We start from the raw sequence: 14909 nt of genomic DNA on the forward strand, positions 1-14909 counted from the left end.
TACGATCATAATCTAATCGGATCCAGGAGCCCATCATGAGTGTTCAACCGGTCGCCATCGTCACCGGAGCCGCCGCGGGGATCGGCGCGGCCACCGCCGCGGCCCTCGCCGAGAAGGGCTTCCTGGTCGTCGGCACGAGCCGCAACGCCGCGCGAGCGACCCCGGTCGAGGGGGTCACCATGGTCGACCTCGATGTCGCCAGCGACGAGTCCGTGGCTCGAGTCGTCGAAGGCGTCATCGCCGACCACGGCCGGATCGACGTCCTCGTCAACAACGCCGGCATCGGCTCGGCCGGGGCGGCGGAGGAGAGTTCGATCGAGCAGGCCCAGCACATCTTCGACGTCAACGTCTTCGGCACGATGCGGATGATCAACGCCGTGCTGCCGCACCTGCGCCGGCAGGGCTCCGGGCGGGTGATCAACGTCTCGTCCGTGCTCGGCCTGATGCCGGCCCCGTTCATGGCGTTGTACGCGGCGACGAAGCATGCGCTCGAGGGCTACAGCGAGTCGCTCGACCACGAGGTCCGGGAGCACGGGGTCCGGGTCCTGCTGGTCGAGCCGTTCTACACCCGGACGGCCTTCGAGGCCAACGCCGTGGAACCGGACCGACCCCTGGCCCTGTACGAGGATCGCCGGGTCGCGGCGCGCGGCCTCGCGGCCGACGGAGTGGCGAACGGCGATGCCCCGGCCCTGGTCGCCGCCGCCATCGTCGCCGCGGCGACCAGCAACCGCCCGCGGCTGCGGAACCCGGCCGGTCCCTCGGCCCGACAGGTCTCGCTGCTGCGCCGGTACATCCCGGCAGCGACCTTCGATCATCAGATCCGCAAGATCAACCGGCTGCCGGTGGCGCGTTGAACCTTCTCTGACCAGCCGGAGTTAAGACGGCGTCAAGATCGATGAGGACGCCGTCAACGGGTGACCGGTCCCGGCCGGGCGCGCGTTGAATCGTGATCATGAGTCTTGAATCCGCCGGCTTGATCGTTCTGGTCGCCGGCCTGATCATCTACCTGATCGTCACCCTGGTCCTGCCGGAGCGCTTCTGATGACGGCGGAACTTTCGGGGGTCTTGACGATCGTCGCGCTGATCGGCCTGCTCGCGCTGGTCCACGTACCGCTCGGTGATTACCTGGCCGCGGTGCTCACGCCGACCCGGCACAACCGGGCCGAGCGGGCCACCTACCGGCTGCTCGGGGTGAACCCGGACAACCAGCAGAGCACCGCAAGCTACCTGCTGGCGGTCCTGGGCTTCTCGCTGGCCGGCCTGGTCGTGCTGTTCCTGATCCTGGTCGGGCAGGGCGCGCTGCCGTTCAGCCGCGAGCTGCCGGGAATGCCGTGGGACATGGCGTTCAACACAGCGGCTTCGTTCGTCTCGAACACCAACTGGCAGTCGTACGCGGGGGAGTCCACCCTCGGCTACACCGCCCAGATGGCCGGGCTCGCGGTGCAGAACTTCGTCTCCGCCGCGACCGGCATCGCCGTCTTCGCGGCCGTGGTCCGCGGCTTCCTCGCGGTCCGGTCCGACATCCTCGGCAACTTCTGGGTCGACCTGATCCGGATCTGCTTCCGGCTGCTGCTGCCGATCTCCGTGGTCGGTGCGGTGATCTTGATCGCCACCGGCGTGGTGCAGAACTTCGCGCCGGACCAGACGATCACCACGATCGCCGGCGGTCAGCAGACTCTGCCCGGCGGGCCGGTGGCCAGCCAGGAGGTGATCAAGGAACTCGGCACCAACGGCGGCGGGTTCTTCAACGCCAACTCGTCGCATCCGTTCGAGAACCCGAACGGGCTCAGCAATCTGTTCGAGATCTTCCTGCTGCTGGTCATCCCGTTCAGCCTGCCGCGCACCCTCGGCACCATGCTGCGGAACCAGAAGCAGGGCCTGGCGATCCTGGCCGCGATGGCCATCCTGTGGCTGACCTCGGTCGTTCTGACCGTCTGGTCCGAGGTGTCCCGGATCGGTGCCGCGCCGCAGCTGGCCGGAGCCGCGATGGAGGGCAAGGAGGTCCGCTTCGGCACCTGGGCCAGCGCCCTGTTCGCCGCCAGCACCACCGGCACCTCGACCGGCGCGGTCAACTCGATGCACGACTCCTTCACGGCCCCCGGCGGCGGCGTGGTGATGCTCAACATGCTGCTCGGCGAGGTGTCGCCGGGCGGGGTCGGCAGTGGCGCGTACAGCATGCTGGTGATGGCCGTGCTGGCCACCTTCATCGCCGGCCTGATGGTCGGCCGGACGCCGGAGTTCCTGGGCAAGAAGATCGGCGCCCGGGAGATGACCTACGTCGCCCTGTTCGTGTTGATCATGCCGGTCTGCGTACTGGTCGGCACGGCGGTGGCGATGTCGCTGCCGAGCACCCCGGACGCGATGGCGAACTCCGGCATCCACGGCTTCTCCGAGGTGGTGTACGCCTACGCGTCGGCCGGTAACAACAACGGCAGCGCGTTCGCCGGCATCACGGTGACCTCGACGTTCTTCCAGGTCACGCTCGGGCTGGCGATGCTGATCGGCCGGTTCGTGCCGATCGTGCTGGTGCTGGCGCTGGCCGGGTCGGTGGCCCGGGCCGGAACCGTACCGAAGACGTCCGGGACGCTGCCCACCCACACCCCTCTCTTCATCGGCCTGCTGATCGGCGAAGTGCTGTTGATCACCGGCCTCACCTTCTTCCCGACGCTCGCGCTCGGACCCATCGCGGAGGCACTGCTGTGAACAAGACATCCCTGAAGGCGGTGCCGGACCTGGAAACCCCGGCTCCGGCGCCGCAGAAACGCCGGCAGGTGGTGCACGCGAGCCTCGGCCGGCAACTGGCGGAAGCCTTCCCGGACGCGCTGCGCAAGATGGACCCGCGGCACCTGTTCCGGTCCCCGGTGATGTTCATCGTCTGGCTGGGCTCGATCCTGACCACGATCCTGGCGATCGTGCAGCCGAGCCTGTTCAACGCCGGCATCGCGATCTGGCTCTGGCTGACGGTGATCTTCGGCAACCTGGCCGAGGCCGTGGCGGAGAGTCGCGGCAAGGCCCAGGCCGACACGCTGCGTGCGACCCGGAGCGATACCGTCGCGCACCGGCTGGATGCCGACGGCACCGTGACCGAGGTACGGAGCACCCAGCTCAAGATCGGCGACCGGGTCCGGGTCGTGGCCGGGCAGGTCATTCCCGGCGACGGCGACGTGGTCGAGGGTGTCGCGAGCGTGGACGAGTCGGCGATCACCGGCGAGTCCGCCCCGGTGATCCGGGAGGCCGGCGGCGACCGGTCCGCGGTGACCGGCGGCACCACCGTGCTGTCCGACGAGATCGTGGTCAAGATCACCGCCGCGCCCGGGGAATCCTTTCTGGACAAGATGATCGCGCTGGTCGAGGGTGCGACCCGGCGCAAGACGCCGAACGAGATCTCGCTGTCGATCCTGCTGTCCAGCCTGACGATCATCTTCGTGCTGGCGGTGGCGACACTGCAGCCGATGGCGACGTACGCCGGCGCACCGCAACAGGTGGCCGTGCTGGTGGCGTTGCTGGTCTGCCTGATCCCGACCACGATCGGCGCGCTGCTCAGCGCGATCGGCATCGCCGGGATGGACCGGCTGGTGCAGGCGAACGTGCTCGCGATGTCGGGCCGGGCCGTCGAGGCCGCGGGCGACGTCAGCACCCTGCTGCTCGACAAGACCGGCACGATCACGTACGGCAACCGGCAGGCGGCCGAGTTCCGGCCGCTGGCCGGGGTCGGCGACGCGGAGCTGCGTGACGCGGCCCGCTGGTCCAGTCTGGCCGACCAGACGCCGGAGGGCCGCTCGATCGTCGAGTTGGCTCTGCGTCAGGGGTCCCGCGACGACGACCTGCCGAACGGTGCGACGTTCGTCGAGTTCACCGCCCAGACCAGGATGTCGGGGATCGACCTGGCCGGTCCAGACGGCGGGGAACAGATCCGCAAGGGCGCCGGTTCGGCGATCCTGGCCTGGGCCGGGACCGACGCGCCCGGACTGGCCGAGATTGTCGACGAGATCTCCTCGGCCGGCGGCACGCCGCTGGTGGTGGCGACCAAGATCGGCGACCGGGCCCGGATCCTCGGTGTGGTCTACCTCAAGGACATCGTCAAGCCCGGCATGCGGGAGCGGTTCGACCAGCTCCGGGCGATGGGCATCCGGACGGTGATGATCACCGGCGACAACCCGCGCACCGCGAAGGCGATCGCCGACGAGGCCGGGGTGGACGACTACCTGGCCGAGGCGACGCCCGAGGACAAGATGGCCTTGATCAAGTCGGAGCAGGCCGGCGGTCGGATGGTCGCGATGACCGGCGACGGGACGAACGACGCCCCGGCCCTGGCCGCGGCCGACGTCGGGGTCGCCATGAACAGTGGCACCGCGGCGGCGAAGGAGGCCGGCAACATGGTCGACCTGGACTCCGACCCGACGAAGTTGATCTCCATCGTGGAGATCGGCAAGCAGTTGTTGATCACCCGCGGCGCGCTGACCACGTTCTCGATCGCCAACGACATCGCGAAGTACTTCGCGATCATCCCCGCGATGTTCGCGGTCGCCTACCCGGGGCTGCAGGCGCTGAACATCATGCAGCTCTCGTCGCCGTCCTCGGCGATCCTGTCCGCGGTGATCTTCAACGCCCTGATCATCGTGGCGCTGATCCCGCTGGCCCTGCGCGGCGTGAAGGCGCGGCCGTCGACCGCGTCGGCGACGCTGCGCCGCAACCTGTTGATCTACGGTCTCGGCGGCATCATCGTGCCGTTCCTCGGGATCAAGATCATCGACCTGCTCGTCTCTCTCATCCCAGGAATCGGCTGAAGATCATGGATGCACATTTCCCCAACTTCGTCCGGCAGCTGCTGACCGGTCTGCGCACCATCGTGGTGCTGACCGTGATCCTCGGCATCGCCTACCCGGTGGCGGTCTGGCTGCTCGGCTTCACGATGCCGAACCGGGCCGCAGGCTCGCCGGTGACGGTGAACGGCCAGGTGGTCGGGTCCGCCCTGATCGGCCAGACCTTCGAGGGCGACCAGTGGTTCCAGCCGCGCCCGTCGGCCGGTGACTACGACGCACAGGCCAGCGGCGGTTCGAACGCCGGTCCGAACGACACCGATCTGGTGGCGGCGATCCAGGAGCGGCGGGCCGCGGTGGCCAAGGCCAACGGCGTGCCCGAGTCCGCGGTGCCGCCGGACGCGGTCACGGCCAGCGGATCGGGCCTGGAGCCATACATCTCCCCGGCGTACGCGGCGATCCAGGTGAGCCGGGTCGCGACGGCCCGGAACCTGCCGGTGGCCGACGTGGAAGGCCTGGTCGCGGAGCACACCGAGGGGCGGATGCTGGGCTTTCTCGGCGAACCGCGGGTCAACGTGGTCACCCTGAACCAGGCGCTGGGAGCAGACTAGGCCCATGGATCGCGGGAAGCTCCGGGTGTACCTCGGCGCGGCGCCGGGCGTCGGCAAGACCTTCGCCATGCTCAACGAGGGCCGCCGGCGCCGCGACCGCGGTACCGACGTGGTGGTGGGCCTGGTCGAGACCCACGGCCGGGAGCGGACCGAGGCCCAGCTCGGCGACCTGGAGGTGGTCCCGCGTCGGCACCTGCGCTATCGCGGCCTGGAGGCGTCCGAGTTCGATCTTGCAGCGGTGCTGCGCCGGGCGCCCCAGGTCGCCCTGATCGACGAGCTGGCGCACACCAACGTGCGCGACCCGGACGACCCGTCGGCGCACGAGAAGCGCTGGCAGGACGTCGAGGTGCTGCTCGACCACGGCATCGACGTGATCACCACGCTCAACGTGCAGCACCTGGAGTCGCTGAACGACGTGGTGGAGTCGATCACCGGGGTCCGGCAGCAGGAGACCGTGCCGGACGCGGTGGTCCGCGCGGCCGACGCGGTCGAGCTGGTCGACATGAGCCCGCAGGCGCTGCGCCGCCGGATGGCGCACGGCAACATCTATCCGGCGACCAAGATCGACACCGCGCTGTCGCGCTACTTCCGCGAGGGCAACCTGGCCGCGTTGCGCGAGCTGGCGCTGCTCTGGCTGGCCGACCGGGTGGACGAGGGCCTGGAGCGGTACCGCGAGGCGCACGGCATCGCCACGACCTGGACCACCCGGGAGCGGATCGTCGTCGCGGTGTCCGGCGGCAAGGAGTCGGCGGCGCTGATGCGGCGGGCGGCCCGGATCGCGTCCCGGACCGCCGGCGCCGAGTGGCTCGCCGTGTACGTCAGCCGCAGCGACGGCCTCAAGGGCGTGTCGGCCGAACAGCTGGAACGCCTGCGGCAGAAGGCGACCGAGCTGTCCGGCAGCTTCCACGCTGTGGTCGCCACCGACACGGCCGAAGGGTTGCTGGAGTTCGCCCGCGGCGTCAACGCGAGCCAGATCCTGGTCGGTGCCAGCCGCCGCAGCCGGCTGGCCACCGCGCTGCGACCCGGCATCGGGGAGGTGGTGATCGCGGAGTCGGGTGACATCGACATCCACGTCGTCACCCACGACTACGCCCGGGCCCGCTCGCTGCTCCGCCGGCGCCGGACCAACCTTGATCGGCGCCGGGTCGTCGCCGGCTATCTGATGGCCACCGTCGGTTCCGCGATCATGACCGCGGTGCTGTACGCGACGACGTGGCTGCACGGCCTTCCCACCGAGGCGATGCTGATGATGGCGCTGGTCGTCGCCACCGCCCTGGTCGGCGGACTGTGGCCGGCCGTCGTCGGCGCGCTGGTCAGCGGGATGTGCCTGAACGTGTTCTTCGTACCGCCGACCCTGACCGTGACCATCGCGGATCCGGAGAACGCGTTCGCCCTGTTGATGTTCTTGATCACCGGGATCGCGGTCGCCTCGGTGGTCGACCTGGCCGGCCGGCGGACCGAGGAGGCCACCAGGGCCCGGTCCGAGGCGAACGCGCTCGCCGTCCTGTCCCACCGGCTGATGCACATCGGGGAGGACCAAGATCAACTGCTGCGGCAGGCCAGCGAGGTGTTCGGGATGACCGGCGCGTCGCTGATCCGGCGGGACGGCGGGGTCGAACAGGTCGCGGCCCAGTGCGGCCAGGGCCCGGAGTCGCTGGATCAGGCCGACGTCTCGGTACGGATCGACGACGAGGTCGACCTGGCCATGGCGGGCCGGCCGCTGGACGCGTCGGACCGGACCCTGCTGACCGCCTACGCCGCGCACTTCGGCGTGATCCGGGAACGGCAGCGGGCCGCCGAGGGCTCCCGGCAGCGGGCCCGGCTGGCCGAGGGCAACCGGACCCGGACCGCGCTGCTGGCCGCGGTGTCGCACGACCTGCGCAGCCCGCTGGCCGCGATCAAGGCGTCGATCAGCAGCCTGCGCGGCACCATCGAGTGGTCGCCCGAGGACGAGGCCGAACTGCTGGCGACGATCGAGGAGTCGGCGGACCGGCTGGACGCGCTGGTCGGGAACCTGCTCGACATGAGCCGGCTGCAGATGGGTACGGTCAAGCCGCTGCTGGCCGAGATCGATCTCGGCGCGGCAGTGGACCAGGTGACCCGGTCGCTGCCGGAGGCGCAGCGGATCGCGGTCAAGATCGGCGACGACCTGCCGCTGGCGGAGGCGGACGCCGGGCTGTTGGACCGGGTGCTGGCCAACATCGTGGAGAATGCCTTGCGTTACACGCCGGCCGAGGCGTCCATCGACGTCACGGCCGCGCCGTTCCAGGACGAGTCGGGGCGGGAGTGGGTGTCGTTGCGGATTGTTGATCATGGTCCCGGGGTTCCGGGCGAGGGCAAGGAGAAGCTGTTCGCGCCGTTCCAGCGGCTCGGTGACGTGCCGCGCGGTGACGGCGTCGGGCTGGGGCTCGCCGTGGCCCGCGGACTGACCGAGGTGATGCAGGGCGAGCTCTCCGCCGAGGACACTCCGGGCGGCGGGCTGACCCTGGTGATCGACCTGCCCGCGGCGGAGCGGGGGGAGGAGTGACCTTCATCCTGGCGGTGGACGACGATCCCGCGATCTTGCGTACCCTTCGGATCAACCTGCGCGCCCGCGACTACGAGGTGGAGACGGTCGGCGACGGCCGGTCGGCCCTGCAGGTGATCAACGAGCGGATGCCCGACCTGGTGCTGCTCGATCTCGGCCTGCCGGACCTGGACGGGGTGTCGGTGCTGGCGCGGGTGCGGGATTTCAGCGCGGTTCCGGTGGTGGTCCTGTCGGCGCGGCACGAGTCGGACGACAAGGTGGAGGCCCTCGATCTCGGCGCGGACGACTTCGTCACGAAGCCGTTCGGGATGGAGGAGTTGCTGGCCCGGATCCGGGCGGCGCTGCGCCGCGGCCCTGATCAACTGGCCGGCGACCAGTCGGTGATCACCACCGACACGCTCAGTCTTGATCTTGCCGAGCAGATCGCCACCCGGGACGGCGCCGAGGTGCACCTGACGCCGACCGAGTGGCGGCTGGTCGCCGCGCTGGCCCGGCGGCCGGGCCGGCTGGTCCGGCAGGCCGAACTGTTGCAGGAGGTCTGGGGTCCGGCCTACCACCGCGAGACCAACTACCTGCGCGTCTACTTCGCCCAGTTGCGGCGCAAGCTGGAGGACGATCCGAGTCATCCGCGGCACTTCCGGACCGAGCCCGGTGTCGGCTACCGCTTCGTACCCTGAGGGACCAACGGCCCTATCAGGGGTGATCGGGCCGGGGCTACGGTGCGGTGGGATCGGGGGCGTTCATGAAGACTTCAACTCTGCGGCCGTACCGGAGAATTTCGCTGACGGCCGGCGTGCTGTACTTGATCACCTTCTGTTCGATCCCCACCCTCGCCCTGTACGCGGGCGTCCGGGATCCCCGCTATGTGCTGGGATCCGGGCCGGACGCCCAGGTCTTCCTGGCCGGGATCCTGGAACTCGTCGTCGCCCTGGCCTGCATCGGCACCGCCGTGATCTTGTACCCGGTCGTGAAGCGGCAGCACGAGGGCATCGCGCTGGGCTTCGTGGCCGTACGCACGCTGGAGGCGGCGACGATCTTCGCCGGCGTCGGCACCCTGTTCGCGGTGGTGTCGCTGCGCCAGTCCGGGGCGGGTGCGGACGCCTTGATCACCGCGCAGGCCTTGATCGCCCTGAACCAGTGGACCTTCCTGCTCGGCCAGGGACTGCTGCCGGCGGCGAACGCGCTGCTGCTCGGCTCGCTGCTGTTCCGGTCGGGTCTGGTGCCGAGAGTCTTGCCGATCATCGGGTTCGTCGGGGCGCCGCTGCTGGTGGCGTCGGCCGGCGCGACGATGTTCGGTCTCTGGGGTCAGGTGTCGGCGCTGTCCGGCCTGGCCGCGCTGCCGGTGGCGCTCTGGGAGTTGGCGCTGGGCGTGTGGCTGGTCGTGAAGGGCTTCAACCCCGTACCGCTGCTGGACCGGACGCGTCTCGCGGACGAGAGCATCAATCCGGAGTCAAGATCACGTCAAGAAGCTTGACCGGCGGGCGTTCCGGGCGTGGATTGGTGTCGTGCGAACCTGGACTTCCCGCGGGCCCGTGATCATGACGCTCGCGCTGCTCGGACCGGCCCTGGTCGGTTGGCTGCTCGGCCTGGCCCGCGACGTGGTGGACAACGCCAACGCCGCCCTTGTGCTGGTGCTCGTCGTGGTCGGGGTGGCGGCGACCGGCCGCCGGCTGGCCGGGATCGTGGCAGCGTTGTCGGCCACCGCCTGGTTCGACTTCTTCCTCACCGAGCCGTACCTGACCTTCACGATCAACGACCGGAACGACGTCGAGACCGCCGTCCTGTTGATCTTGGTCGGGCTCGCGGTGACCGAGCTCTCGCTGTGGGGCCGGCGGCAGCAGGGCCGGGCCAGTCGCCGGGAGGGCTACCTGTCCGGCGTGGCCTCGGCGGCCCGGATCGTCGCCGCCGGCGGCACTCCGACCGGTGAACTGGTGGAGCGGATCGCGGACCAGGTGACGACCGTGCTTGACGTCGACGGCTGCCGGTACGACGACGGCGCGCGGGCGCTGCGGTACCGGCTCCGGCCGGACGGCACGCTGACCGACGGCGACCGGACCGTCGACGTGGACCGGTCCGGGCTGCCCACCGACGACGTCATCGAACTCCCGGTCCAGCACGCTGGAGTCGGGCACGGCCGGTTCCTGATCACCGCCGCCACCCGGATCCGCCGGCCGTCCCTGGAACAGCGCCTGGTCGCGGTCACGCTGGCCGAGCAGGCGGCCGCCGGGCTGATCACCTCGACCCGCTGACCGGCTCAGTAGGATCGCCGCCATGAGCGACGACATCTTCTGCCAGATCGCGCGCGGCGAACTGCCGGCGGCGGAGGTGGCCCGGACCGACCGGCTGGTCGCGTTCCTTGATCATCGGCCGGTCTTCAAGGGGCACGTGCTGATCATCCCGGTCGATCACGTGGACACGTTGCTCGACCTTCCGCCGGACCTGATGCAGCCGCTGCTCGACCTCGGCCGGGAGATCGCCGCTGCCCTGGGCACGGCGCTCGGGGCCCAGGGCAGCTTCGTCGCGATGAACAACGTGATCAGCCAGTCCGTACCGCACCTGCATCTGCACGTCGTACCGCGCAGCAAGGGCGACGGCCTGCGCGGCTTCTTCTGGCCGCGAACCAAGTACGCCGACGGTGAGCAGGACGCCTACGCCGAGCGGATCAGGGACGCGCTGCGCCCCTGAGCGTGATCAGGGGACGCGGTAGCCGGCCGCGGTGAACAGGCGGTACCACTCCTGCCGGGTCAGCGGCACCTCGGAGCCGGCGGCGGACTCGCGCACCCGATCCGGCTTCGTGGTGCCGAGGACGACCTGGATGCCGGCCGGGTGCCGGGTGATCCAGGCGACGGCGATGCCGGTCGGCGTGACCCCGTACTTCTCGGCGAGTTCGTCGATCGCGTCGTTCAGCTCCGGGTAGTTCTCCCGGTCGCCGAGGAAGACGCCGTCGAAGAAACCCTTCTGGAACGGCGACCACGCCTGCAGGGTGATGTCGTTCAGCCGGCAGTAGTCGAGCAGCCCGTTGTCCCGGTCGATCGACTGATCGAGTCCCGCCATGTTGGCCGCGATGCCGGCGGCGAACAGGGGAGCGTGGGTGATGCTCAACTGGACTTGGTTGTACGCCAGCGGCTGCCGTACCGAACGCTTGAGCAGCTCGATCTGGCCGGGCGTGTGGTTGGAGACGCCGAAGTGGCGCACCTTGCCGGCTTCGTGCAGCTTGTCGAACGCGGCCGCGACCTCCTCCGGCTCGACCAGGGTGTCCGGCCGGTGCAGCAGCAGGATGTCGAGGTAGTCGGTCCGGAGTGCGCGCAGTGACTCGTCGACCGACTCGGCGATGTGCTCGGCCGAGAAGTCGAAATAGCCCTGCCGGATGCCGACCTTGGACTGGATGATCATGGACTCGCGATCGGCGCCGGTCGGCCGGACCGCGTCACCGAACCGGCGCTCGCAGCCGTGATCGCCACCGTAGATGTCGGCATGATCAAGAACGTTGATGCCCTCGTCCCGGGCGGCGGCGACCAGGTCGCGGATCTGATCATCATCGAGGTTGTTGATCCGCATCAGGCCGAGGACGACATTGGAGACTCGGAGCTCGGACAGCGGGGATTCGAGAAGCTTCACGTCCCCATCATCCACGATCGCGGCCGGAACGGGGCCCGCGTGGCCTACGGAACGGAACGGCCGGCCCGGTGCCGACGGCGAGTGGCACAGAATTGCACTTTGGTGGCCCGAGGAAGGCGAAATCGGCCCCTGGGGTGCGCCGAAATGCAATTCTGTGCCACTCGCACAGAGCGCTACCCAGGGCTATCCGTGATGATCTCGTTACCGCTGCTTCTCCACGTACTCCCGCAGCGACCGCCGGATCACGTCGGAGACAGTTTCGCCCTGATTGTGGGCGGCTGCCTGGGCGGCTCGCCATAGCTCGTCGTCGACGCGCACGATCCGGTCCGGCGTCTTCGGTTGGTTCGGCATGACCGGGGGATACCTCCGGCCGTGTGGGCGGGGCTTCGGCGCGAGGTTGCCCGGAGTGATCGGTTGCGCAGCTGATCGGAGGGTCGCCGCGCGGGCGTTGCGCTGATCACGCTCACCTTGCATCCCGACCGAAGTGGATTTCCGCCGTGACTGACCGGCCGAAATTCGCTCCGCCGAAGTGGTCACCAGGCATCGCCGTGGCGACGCGGAACTGTTCGCCGTGTCTGGTGCCCTCTGGTTTCCACGGTGTTGGGATTCAGGGACTGCGGCACGGTGCGGGGTCGGTTTCGGCGGAATTCGGCCGATGGATCAGGGGCCGAGTGGACGATCATGGCAAGTCCCGCGCGATTTCGCTGCCATAAGGGTCCACTCGATGCGATCCGAATCCCGCTCGAGTCGGATCGTGGATTCCGCCGTGACTGACCGGCGGAAGTGCACCTCGATCGGACCGGGGGGCTGGTCAGCGGCCGGACGCGGACACCCGGAGCACGTCGGCGGTCTTGGGGTAATCGGCCGGGTCGCGGTCACCGTCGGTGGGGAACTCGAACAGCGCGATCATGAGCTGCTGCGGATACGCGAGGACCTGGTCGAAGGATCGGATCAGCGCGCCGTCGACGAGGATCCGGACGCCGGACCGGTCCCATTCGGCTCCGTAGCGGTGCGGCGTCGTCGCGTCGATCGGCAGGTCGTGATCGGTGACGTCGGTGGTCAGTCGCGGGTCGTGGTGCGCCTTGACGCCGAGCCGTACGGTCGACCGCTCGGCGCCGATCAGGTCCCCGTACAGCTCGGCGAGCAGGATCTCGCCCGCGTCCTCGGGTGCGCCGTCCTCGACGCCGACCAGCCAGATCCCCAGCATGCAGGTCGGGTCCGGGCTGGCGGCGGCGGTCACCTCGACCCGGCCGGAACTGGGGGTCCACAACCGGCGGGTCGGTACGGCGGTCCGCACCACCAGCCCGTCGGTACGGTGCCGCTGCTGACCCCTGGTGCTGCCGACGGGGCCGGCGAAGCTTCCCGTCTGCACGCCGGATGCCCGCATCGGGCCGTCCTCGACCCGCCACGCCGGTTGATCATGATCGATCCGCAACCGCAGCCCGTCCGGTACGAACGCGTACCGGGCGGCCGACCGGTCAGGCGTGGTCCAGTGCGGAAAGTACTGATCGATCCACCGGTCCGGGTCGAGCGACGGGCCGGTGAAGTCGTCGACCAGCACGGCGTCGGCCGGGGGAGTGTGCTCGGGCATGATCACCTCCGAAAGATCAAGACCCGATCACCCTAACCCCGGCCTCCGACAGTTACTGCGGACGCGTGTCGTACGCCTCCTGGGTCAGCTGCAGATAGCTGGGCAGGCCCATCTGCTCGAGCTGGGACAGGTAGCCGTTCCAGGCCGCGTCGTCGTTCACGTCCAGCTGGCCGGTCGCGAACTTGGCCAGGTGGATCGACACGGCGGTGGTCAGGTTGGCCTCGATGTCGCCGCGCTGGGCGGTCACGTCCGGGGTGTACAGCAGCCGGGGCAGGAACTGGTCCTCCGGCTGCGCGTACTCCTGGTAGAGCTCGGCGATCTTGTCCAGGTTCGGCACCGAAGGATCGACCTTCTCGCCGGCCCGGAAGTCCGCCGAGCGATACATGATCGCGTACTGGTTCCAGCCGTCGCCGACCGGGATCTTGTCCCGCGGGATGCCGGCCCAGACGGCTTGCTTGCCGCTGCTGCCCTGCTCACCCTTCTTCGCCCAGCGCCAGCCTGCGTCCTGCGGCCCGGCGTAGGCGCGCAGGGTGGACTCGAGCTCCATCTGGGCGTCGGCCCAGCGGACCAGGCTCGCCGGATCCTTGCAGGCACTGGTGATCGCCATCGCGTTGGTGAACGGCGCGTTGCCGTACGTCCAGGTCCCGATCCGGGTGCCGTCCGGCCCGGCCAGCGGCGGCACCGGGACGTAGTCGCGCCAGAGGGCGTCCTCGCCCGGGTCCATGTTGACCCAGGCCGCCCAGTTGAAGGCGCGGCAGACGCCGATCTGGCCGTTGTTGCCGAGCTTGGTCAGCTCCTCGCCCTTGATCGTGAACGTCTGCTGGGTCAGCGTGCCGTCGTCGAACAGCTGCCGCATGAAGCGCAGCCCGTTCCGCCAGCCCTCGCTGTTCGCGGCGAACTCGACCTTGCCCTGGTTCAGCCGCAGGTAGACCGCACCGGAGGTCGGGCCCGGGTTGTACGTGAACGGCCCCATCATGAACTGGTCGACCGGGTCGTAGGTGACATCGCCGCCCATGAACGGCAGGAAGCCCTCCTTGCCGCTCGGGTTCTCGGACTTGAAGGCGAGCAGCAGCTGCCGGAACTCCTCGGTGTTCTCCGGGATCTTGGCGCCGACCTTGTCCAGGTACTTCTGGTTCACGAAGGCGCGGGCGCCGGCGCAACGGCAGTGGAAGCAGTCGTTGACGCCGCCGAAGTTGTAGATCTTGCCGTCCTGCGCGAGGTTGGTCTGCCGCACGTCGGGCAGGTCGGTCAGCAGCTGTCGCATGTGCGGCGCCGAGGTCTCGATGTGTTGATCAAGGGGCTGGAACAGTCCCTGCTGCCCGTACAGGGCGATCTGGTCGCGGGTCAGTCCGACCGCCATGAACGCGTCCGGCAGGTCACCGGAGGCGATCATCGCGTTGATCTTGGAAAGGTCCGCGCTGCCGTCCGGGTTGGTCACCAGCACGGCGTCGAACTGGACCTTGACGCCGGTGCGTTCTTCCAGCCAGGAGGTGTACGTGTTGTCGTTCCAGTCGCCGACCACCGTGGTGTCCTGCGGTACGACGATCCGGAACGTGGTGCCGCTGCTCGCGAACGGCTTCAGCTGGGTCGCCTTCGGCCCGACGTACGGCTCGGGATAGAGCACGCCTTCGGTCTCGGGACCGAGCTCGACCTTGGCGCCGGTGCCGGCACCGCCGCTGGACGGACCGGGGCCGGGGGCCTCGCCGCCTCCGGTGGTGCAGCCGGCGACCAGCCCGGCCGAGACTCCGGCTGCGCCGGTCAGCAGTGTCCGGCGGGACAGCTCCTTGGGATCGGCCATGATC

General features: G+C 69.5%; 14 protein-coding genes. 10 read left to right on the top strand and 4 right to left on the bottom strand.

Going from position 1 to position 14909, the window contains the following annotated elements; genetic code table 11:
• Positions 1-35 precede the first annotated feature (35 nt).
• From ACFQU4_RS16585 to ACFQU4_RS16630, 10 genes are all read left to right on the top strand, one after another.
• Positions 36-854: an oxidoreductase gene (locus ACFQU4_RS16585; RefSeq protein ID WP_377493783.1), complete on the top strand. Its 819-nt coding sequence runs from the start codon at positions 36-38 to the stop codon at positions 852-854.
• 98 nt (positions 855-952) lie between these two features.
• On the top strand, positions 953-1042 hold the full coding sequence (locus tag ACFQU4_RS16590; protein ID WP_377493785.1) for a potassium-transporting ATPase subunit F: 90 nt from the start codon (positions 953-955) through the stop codon (positions 1040-1042).
• On the top strand, positions 1042-2703 hold the full coding sequence (gene kdpA, locus ACFQU4_RS16595) for a potassium-transporting ATPase subunit KdpA (protein ID WP_377493787.1): 1662 nt from the start codon (positions 1042-1044) through the stop codon (positions 2701-2703). The genes ACFQU4_RS16590 and kdpA overlap by 1 nt, the downstream gene beginning before the upstream one ends.
• Positions 2704-2771: 68 nt before the next feature.
• Positions 2772-4787 (top strand): potassium-transporting ATPase subunit KdpB, encoded by a 2016-nt coding sequence (kdpB, locus tag ACFQU4_RS16600; RefSeq protein WP_377494251.1) that lies wholly within the window; start codon positions 2772-2774, stop codon positions 4785-4787.
• Positions 4788-4792: 5 nt separating this feature from the next.
• Positions 4793-5371: a potassium-transporting ATPase subunit KdpC gene (gene kdpC / locus ACFQU4_RS16605; RefSeq protein WP_377493789.1), complete on the top strand. Its 579-nt coding sequence runs from the start codon at positions 4793-4795 to the stop codon at positions 5369-5371.
• Between the two features lie 4 nt (positions 5372-5375).
• Complete coding sequence (locus ACFQU4_RS16610; protein WP_377493791.1) at positions 5376-7898, top strand: DUF4118 domain-containing protein; 2523 nt, start codon at positions 5376-5378, stop codon at positions 7896-7898.
• Entirely contained in the window at positions 7895-8575 is a 681-nt protein-coding gene (locus ACFQU4_RS16615; protein WP_377493793.1) for a response regulator, read from the top strand. Before ACFQU4_RS16610 ends, ACFQU4_RS16615 begins: the two co-directional genes overlap by 4 nt.
• A gap of 65 nt (positions 8576-8640) precedes the next feature.
• Entirely contained in the window at positions 8641-9372 is a 732-nt protein-coding gene (locus ACFQU4_RS16620; RefSeq protein WP_377493795.1) for a DUF4386 domain-containing protein, read from the top strand.
• 64 nt (positions 9373-9436) lie between these two features.
• On the top strand, positions 9437-10147 hold the full coding sequence (locus ACFQU4_RS16625) for a DUF4118 domain-containing protein (protein ID WP_377494254.1): 711 nt from the start codon (positions 9437-9439) through the stop codon (positions 10145-10147).
• Positions 10148-10169: 22 nt separating this feature from the next.
• A complete protein-coding gene (locus tag ACFQU4_RS16630) occupies positions 10170-10583 on the top strand; it encodes an HIT family protein (protein WP_377493797.1) in 414 nt (137 codons plus the stop codon).
• A gap of 6 nt (positions 10584-10589) precedes the next feature.
• On the opposite strand, the gene ACFQU4_RS16635 is transcribed toward ACFQU4_RS16630, so the two are convergent.
• The 4 genes from ACFQU4_RS16635 to ACFQU4_RS16650 form a co-directional block, all read right to left on the bottom strand.
• The gene (locus ACFQU4_RS16635; protein ID WP_377493799.1) at positions 10590-11516 is read right to left on the bottom strand and encodes an aldo/keto reductase family oxidoreductase; all 927 of its coding nucleotides are present in this window, start codon (positions 11514-11516) and stop codon (positions 10590-10592) included.
• Between the two features lie 201 nt (positions 11517-11717).
• On the bottom strand, positions 11718-11867 hold the full coding sequence (locus tag ACFQU4_RS16640) for a hypothetical protein (protein ID WP_377493801.1): 150 nt from the start codon (positions 11865-11867) through the stop codon (positions 11718-11720).
• A gap of 460 nt (positions 11868-12327) precedes the next feature.
• Entirely contained in the window at positions 12328-13107 is a 780-nt protein-coding gene (locus tag ACFQU4_RS16645; protein WP_377494256.1) for a glycoside hydrolase family 16 protein, read from the bottom strand.
• Positions 13108-13159: 52 nt separating this feature from the next.
• The gene (locus tag ACFQU4_RS16650) at positions 13160-14905 is read right to left on the bottom strand and encodes a hypothetical protein (protein WP_377493803.1); all 1746 of its coding nucleotides are present in this window, start codon (positions 14903-14905) and stop codon (positions 13160-13162) included.
• Positions 14906-14909: the final 4 nt, after the last annotated feature.

This window comes from Microlunatus sp. GCM10028923, from assembly GCF_042666975.1.
Lineage (GTDB): Bacteria > Actinomycetota > Actinomycetes > Propionibacteriales > Propionibacteriaceae > Microlunatus.

What these genes read in the sequence shown, in the direction of transcription:
- ACFQU4_RS16625 (WP_377494254.1), top strand. Translation starts at nt 9,437, where the DNA reads ATGACGCTCGCGCTGCTCGGACCGGCCCTGGTCGGTTGGCTGCTCGGC.
- kdpC (WP_377493789.1), top strand. Translation starts at nt 4,793, where the DNA reads ATGGATGCACATTTCCCCAACTTCGTCCGGCAGCTGCTGACCGGTCTG.
- kdpA (WP_377493787.1), top strand. Translation starts at nt 1,042, where the DNA reads ATGACGGCGGAACTTTCGGGGGTCTTGACGATCGTCGCGCTGATCGGC.
- ACFQU4_RS16630 (WP_377493797.1), top strand. Translation starts at nt 10,170, where the DNA reads ATGAGCGACGACATCTTCTGCCAGATCGCGCGCGGCGAACTGCCGGCG.
- ACFQU4_RS16620 (WP_377493795.1), top strand. Translation starts at nt 8,641, where the DNA reads ATGAAGACTTCAACTCTGCGGCCGTACCGGAGAATTTCGCTGACGGCC.
- ACFQU4_RS16650 (WP_377493803.1), bottom strand. Translation starts at nt 14,905, where the DNA reads ATGGCCGATCCCAAGGAGCTGTCCCGCCGGACACTGCTGACCGGCGCA.
- ACFQU4_RS16610 (WP_377493791.1), top strand. Translation starts at nt 5,376, where the DNA reads ATGGATCGCGGGAAGCTCCGGGTGTACCTCGGCGCGGCGCCGGGCGTC.
- ACFQU4_RS16585 (WP_377493783.1), top strand. Translation starts at nt 36, where the DNA reads ATGAGTGTTCAACCGGTCGCCATCGTCACCGGAGCCGCCGCGGGGATC.
- ACFQU4_RS16645 (WP_377494256.1), bottom strand. Translation starts at nt 13,107, where the DNA reads ATGCCCGAGCACACTCCCCCGGCCGACGCCGTGCTGGTCGACGACTTC.
- ACFQU4_RS16590 (WP_377493785.1), top strand. Translation starts at nt 953, where the DNA reads ATGAGTCTTGAATCCGCCGGCTTGATCGTTCTGGTCGCCGGCCTGATC.
- ACFQU4_RS16640 (WP_377493801.1), bottom strand. Translation starts at nt 11,867, where the DNA reads ATGCCGAACCAACCGAAGACGCCGGACCGGATCGTGCGCGTCGACGAC.